Origin of the sequence: Dysgonomonas sp. ZJ709 (genome assembly GCF_011039195.1) — a bacterium.
In the GTDB taxonomy this organism is placed as follows: domain Bacteria; phylum Bacteroidota; class Bacteroidia; order Bacteroidales; family Dysgonomonadaceae; genus Dysgonomonas.
On record NZ_JAAKEM010000017.1, the window covers coordinates 89157 to 95611 of the forward strand.

Annotated in this window: 6 protein-coding genes and 1 tRNA gene; 3 read left to right on the top strand and 4 right to left on the bottom strand. The window is 32.5% G+C overall.

The window, feature by feature from the left end; genetic code table 11:
* Position 1: 1 nt before the first annotated feature.
* Complete coding sequence (locus G7Y56_RS12400) at positions 2 to 1030, bottom strand: hypothetical protein (protein ID WP_165043901.1); 1029 nt, start codon at positions 1028 to 1030, stop codon at positions 2 to 4.
* A gap of 208 nt (positions 1031 to 1238) precedes the next feature.
* Complete coding sequence (locus G7Y56_RS12405) at positions 1239 to 2123, bottom strand: glycosyltransferase (protein ID WP_165043903.1); 885 nt, start codon at positions 2121 to 2123, stop codon at positions 1239 to 1241.
* Positions 2124 to 2200: 77 nt separating this feature from the next.
* On the opposite strand from G7Y56_RS12405, the gene G7Y56_RS12410 reads away from it, so the two are divergent.
* From G7Y56_RS12410 to G7Y56_RS18865, 3 genes are all read left to right on the top strand, one after another.
* Positions 2201 to 3064, top strand: a complete 864-nt coding sequence (locus G7Y56_RS12410; RefSeq protein WP_165043905.1) for a glycosyltransferase family 2 protein — start codon at positions 2201 to 2203, stop codon at positions 3062 to 3064.
* Positions 3065 to 3076: 12 nt separating this feature from the next.
* The gene (locus G7Y56_RS12415) at positions 3077 to 3919 is read left to right on the top strand and encodes a glycosyltransferase family 2 protein (protein ID WP_165043907.1); all 843 of its coding nucleotides are present in this window, start codon (positions 3077 to 3079) and stop codon (positions 3917 to 3919) included.
* Between the two features lie 209 nt (positions 3920 to 4128).
* On the top strand, positions 4129 to 4641 hold the full coding sequence (locus G7Y56_RS18865) for a DUF3108 domain-containing protein (protein WP_370457691.1): 513 nt from the start codon (positions 4129 to 4131) through the stop codon (positions 4639 to 4641).
* 114 nt (positions 4642 to 4755) lie between these two features.
* On the opposite strand, the gene G7Y56_RS12425 is transcribed toward G7Y56_RS18865, so the two are convergent.
* The gene (locus G7Y56_RS12425; RefSeq protein WP_165043909.1) at positions 4756 to 6003 is read right to left on the bottom strand and encodes a site-specific integrase; all 1248 of its coding nucleotides are present in this window, start codon (positions 6001 to 6003) and stop codon (positions 4756 to 4758) included.
* Positions 6004 to 6330: 327 nt separating this feature from the next.
* Positions 6331 to 6407 (bottom strand) — tRNA-Ile (locus G7Y56_RS12430).
* Positions 6408 to 6455: the final 48 nt, after the last annotated feature.

The following is a 6455-nucleotide window of genomic DNA, read 5'->3' on the forward strand; positions in this document are numbered from 1 at the left end:
TCTAAAGGTTTGTTTTAATTGACTTTATTAGTAATAATGACCCACAAAAGCCACTATATAATCCTTTGTAATGATCAAAATAGGATGGATCTGTATAGATGATATCCCATATTTCCGAGACTTCAATTTTATTATATATATCCTTTTTATATGTGTATAATTCTTTTTTTGAAAAAAACTTTTTTAATGATTCAAGTATACAATAGACACTCACAACTCCATCTTCAAAGAAGATATTTTTATTTCTTAGTTCTTGTTTCAAGATTACATTCACATCAATATTGCTTCTTATCATTTTAATATGCTTTTCCCACCTATTATCGTTTATCTGCTTATTTATATTATCCATCCCCCATAACAAATACAATCTGTTAGCATGAAGTGCAGGAAATATAGATAATACTTTATAACTTAGTTCTTCTATGATGTGCGAAATACGACAATTATAAAAATTCAGGCTATAAAGTCGTCCGAGAACATATAATATTTGTGGTAATTGGTAATGTACATTATAAGACAATAATTCTTCAAAAAAAGCTGCATCTATTCTTTCATATAGATTATTAATTGTTTGAATAATTAACTCTCCAAATAAATATTCATTTTCACTGCTCTTTATTTGTTTTTCGTACCTAATACATAGATAATACAGAAGATGTATCAAAGTGAGAGAACCAATTTTATCTGAATATTTGGAATAGGATAATTGTTTAAATATAATATCATCTATGTCTCCTAATATGATATCTATATTCCCTTTAGTAAATTTGTGTTTAAGAAGATAATCAACACCTAACCCTATACCTGCTAAGCCATCCTTAACATCAATTGAATTTATCGTATTTATTTGTTCAAAAATTTCATCAAGAAGGCTTTCTGCAATCTTTCCGAATTTAGCGTCCTGATCAATACGACTCAAACTATAGAAATAAATGCACATACCCATTTTTCCATTAGCTAGACCTAAAGGAGTTTTTCCTTCTTGTAGAGAATGTATTAGACATTTATTCAAAGTGTTTGTGTCTATCATAATTCCAAGGTTAAACGGATTAATAGATTCTGATTTGCAATGTATATAAATATATCTGATTTGTGATATGTATTTTCTTTATAAATTTCATTTTAACATTAGTTAGTGATAGATTCTTACTTATGAGCAAATTGCTAAATCAGAAAAACCTGATCATTGTTTTAGTAGAACCTGAGCGAAGAAAAGATGCAAAAAGAGGACTCCGATCTTAGTCTATTCGTAAATAATATTGAGAAAGCGTTAAATCCACAAACTGATCAAAGAGATTATTATCCAATAGGTTTAATTTTTTATTTTGTTTTTTCAAACTATCTATAATTCTCTTTACTTTTTTTAAATCAGCATCAGAGAATCTTGAGTTGGTCATTATTTTAGTAAAATACATTTCTGTTTCATTAGTTAATTTAAAGCCACAGGCCTTTAGGTACTTGAGTCTTATTTGATTTGCATAAAAAGTTTGTTTTGTATATTGACCAAAAGAAATTTGTTTTTCATGTAGACGATATCTCATCAAAATATCGGGTATATTTATAATCTTACCAATAAGTGCGATTCTACACATCAAGTCATAGTCTGAAGCGTAGTAATACTCTTCATCGTAGTAACCAACTTGAAGAAGTACCTCCTTCTTGATGATCAAGGAAGGGTGTAAAAACATATTATTGTGCAATAACAGAGTCTTCAATAGGGGATACTCTTTGGGCTTGCGGCATATAGTACCGTTTATAAACTCGAAATCTGTACCCATAGCCAATATTTCAGGACCGGCTTCCATTATCTCCACTTGCCTCTCTAATCTATTTGATATCGCAATATCATCTCCATCCATCACACAGATATATTTACCTTTAGCCAGCCTGCAACCTTCATTCCTGCATGCGTAATTCCCTCTATTAACCGGTTTATCAATATAAATTATTCTAGGATCTTCTTCTAACTTTATTATTGAAGAAGTATTATCTGTAGACCCATCATTAATAATAATAAATTCGAAATTTGGATAGGATTGATGAAGAATGCTCTCAATAGCTTCTTTAACAAAGTTCTCTAGATTGTAAACAGGCATTATGACAGACACTAAAGGTATTTTCATATTTCATATTCAAGGTATTGCGAATATATGAAAAAAACACTAATTTTAAGCGTTACACCTAATTTAAATCTACTATTATGTCTTGGTTAGTTTCGATAATTATACCTGTGTACAACGTTGAGCCCTATCTTGAAGAGTGTATCTTGTCTCTTCTGAACCAGACATATGCAAATACAGAACTACTTTTTATAAACGATGCTTCTACCGACAAGAGCTTGGGGATATTAGAGCAATACCATTTAATTGATAATCGGATAAGTATTATTAACCTCAAAGAAAATAAAGGTCCTGGGTATGCCCGAAATATAGGCATAGAAAATGCACATGGTGAATATATCCTTTTTGTTGATTCAGATGACTATATAGATATTAACATAGTCAGTAATTTAACAAATTGTTTAAAACTTAAGCGTATGGATATTTTAATATTCAACGGTGTGTCTTTTGAAGAGAAAGATCACAAACAAGCCGAGCACAAGTACTTTAATTTACAGGAAGGCTATTTTAAAGATGGAAAGATAAAGCCTGATTACCGAATATTACTAGCCGATTGTCACTCCCCCTGTTTGAAAGCATATCATTCTTCTCTGTTTAAAGACCCCAATATCAGATTTCCTCCTTCTATATATGGCGAAGATGTCGAATTCTGGATAAGATGCCTGTTACAAGTAAAGAGAATCTCTTATGTTGATTTTATTGGATATCATAGAAGGTATAGAAAAGGCTCTATTATGACCAGCGGATCACTCAAAAATATAAGGGATAGGATGTGTAATTTGGACAAGTTGCTGGAAATATGCCAAGAAGATATAGTACTTTACAACTATATTGTGAGTATTTATATCCCTTCCGTAATAAAAAAGGCTTTTGACTCAAATAATGAGATCTTTATTAGCCAAATGAGGGAAATATTGAAAGAACTTGAAACTAAATACAACTAAAACCCAAATAGGATGAAAACACCTCAAATAAGCATTGTAATGCCGGTCTATAATGCACAAGAATATCTTTGTCAATCTATCGATAGTATTATTCAACAAACATTTACTGATTTTGAGTTGATTATCGTAGATGATGGTTCTACCGATAAAAGTGCTGAGATTATATCTGACTACAAAGATCCACGAATTCACCATATATTAAATGAACATAATTTTATTCAATCTTTAAATAACGGTATAACTGCGGCAGTAGGTAAATACATTGCCCGAATGGATGCCGATGATATTATGTTACCTAAAAGGTTGCAGCTTCAGTATGAATTTATGGAGAATAACCCAAATGTGGATATTTCCGGATCGTGGATGCAATCTTTCGGGCAAAGAGAATACGTAATGAAGAATGCCACTGATCATCAAGGCATCTTATGTCAGGCTATTTTACATAGCCCACTATATCACCCTACAATTATCATGAAACGAAGCATTATTCATTCATTTCCTTTTTTGGATAACGTTTCTCAATTGTATAATGAAAAATATACTTATGCCGAAGATTATCATTGCTGGATAGAACTAATAAAAAAAGGATCTGTATTTGCCAATATCCCGGAAGTTTTAGTAAAATATAGGTGTAGTAATAATCAATTAACTGTTATAAAACAAAAGGAGATACTAGCTTGTACTGTTAAAATACAGAATGAATATATAGAATATGTTATGGAGTCTATTGTTAAAAAAGATTATGAATATTATGATGTATTGGATAACTTAATTGGATTATTTAATAACAATAAATTATCATTCTCAGACCTGAAGCAAATTGTATATATCATATATGCTAATCTAAATTTATAAAATTTTTACTCCTAAAATCAGCGACACGTGTGCTAGATATGAAAAGTTAAATTCTAAATGTCTGCAAAATTGTTTGTTAGATTTGAATAGATTTTCACGAATGGCCTAGGTTGATTAAGGTTGTCACCGGATAATAAAGATTAGAATAAAAGGATAGCAGGGTTTATATTACTAGTTTTATTGAGTTTACAGCTATATGCTCAAGCCGGATTGAGAAGAATTTCTTTCAGGTTGGAGAGGAACTGACTTATGATCTCTATTTAAAGTATGGACTTCTTGATACAAAAGCCGGTATTTCAACATTGAAAACTTCATCTGAGAATTATAACAATATAGATGCATATAAGATGACCATGACCGCCAAGTCAGTAGGGATGATCAATACAGTATTCACGCTCGCAGATACTATTTCTTGTTATATGACAAAGGATCTTATGGCCCTGGCTTATATGATAAATACTCATGAAGGAAATCAACATTCAAAAGAACTGACGACATATGAGTATTCACCTGGAACAATAACTTTTAAAGCAAAACTTATATGCAATGACATTCTGCGGTTTGACGAAAAATTTACGTCCGTCCAATCCTATTTATATGATATGATAAGTATTTTATTTTATATACTTACTTTAAATTATTCGAAGATGAAAAATGGAGATATAACCATCACGAGTGGTCGGAAAATTTTTCTTCCGACTATTTTTATCATAAGTAGTTGAATTTAATATATTTGATTAATTGATTTGTTTTATCCACTAGATTCACAAAAAAAAACACTCATCAAACATAAATGCTGATGAGTGTTTAAATATTTGTATAAAAAAACGTTACTTTTACTTCAACTCAACCACATTATTTTGAGAATAACAATTTATCATATTATCGAACTTATCTTTTACAAGGTATACTTCCTGTTTTACCTTTTGGTTTAATATTTTAGCGTATATCTGAGTGGTCTTGACATCTGTATGCCCAAGCATCTTGGAAACGCTCTCTAAGCTCACTCCTTTTGTGAGCATGGTCGTCGCAAAGGTATGCCTTCCGCAATGGGTGGAAAGGTTCTTATTGATGCCGCAGAGGGCTGCTATTTCTTTGATATAGATATTCATATTCTGACAGGCACTGACCGGTAATAACTGGTTATTGGGTAATTCCGCGTCTTCATACTTCTTTAAGATCATTTGTGGGATTTCAAGTAAGGGGATATGGGATTCATTGCCTGTCTTGTGCCTGTTCTTGATGATAAATTGTTCTCCATTACCATTGACTACGATATCTTTTCGGGTTAGCCTAAATACATCGATATAGGCTAAGCCGGTGAAGCAGCAGAAGATAAAGAAGTCACGTACCTGATTTAAAAGTTCGCTCTCGAATTTCTTATTAAGGATACATAATAGTTCGTCCTCTGTTAAGAATTTAGGAACTGATTTTTTGGAGGTAAGTTCAAAGTCGTAAAATGGATCGAAAAGAATATGACGACACTTTAAGGCATCGGTTGTTACTTGTTTCAGGTAACGCATATGCCTGACTACTGTATTATGGCCGCAGTTGTGTACCGAACGCAGGTAGATATCGAAGTTAGTAATAAAGTCATATTCTACTTCTTTAATGGGTAAGTCTGCTTTTTGGTAATGGGATTGAAGGAAGCCTGTTACTTTATCGAGGGTACATTGGTATTTGTCTACAGCTGTTTGTTGGATAGTTTTTCCGGCAAGGGCTTTCTTTTGTTTGATTTTCTTATCAAAGAGTTTAATCAGGGTATGTTTGGGTTCTTCGATCCCTAAGTAGTGATTACGTAATTGCTCGCCTGTGACACTATTGTTGGATTCCAATATTTCCATATAGGAGTTGTGCAGGCGTGTGCGTATGTTGTCGATGGCATGGTTCATGTCGGTGGCATATTTACTTTTACCTTTTACTCTGTGGGCTTTATTATCCCATAGAGAGGGGTCAATGCGTAGTTTGGAACTGAACTCTACAATGGATCTGCTGATTGTAAGGCGAATCATTAAGGTGGCTAAGCCGTCTTTGCTTAACTGGCTGGTGCGTAAGTGCAACAAAATTCTAAAGGTACTTTTCATAAACGTTCTGTTTTTAGTTTTTACAAATGTATTTGCTTGGCTAAAAAAACAGGATGGACAGAATGAGTCTTGAATAGTCAGAATCGGACAGGATAAAAACGGTATTTATCAGTGTTTTACATGAAAATTCGTACCTAAAGTTATAAATTTCTTTAGTTACGATTTAGTCACGTTGCTACTGTCAGAATTTGTCTAAGGCATGTCGTAATCTGTCTAACAAATGGATAAAAAAACAAAAAAAAATAGACCGTAAATGTAATATTTACAGTCTATTGTCTTATTTCTTCGAAATCTGTCCACGTTTGGCGTATTGTTGGTCAATACTCCTGGTAGTCCCAGGCAGATTTGAACTGCCGACCTCTACATTATCAGTGTAGCGCTCTAACCAACTGAGCTATAGGACTGGCTATCTACCTGAAGACAGATTATTTATATCAGCTTCGTGGTTTCTC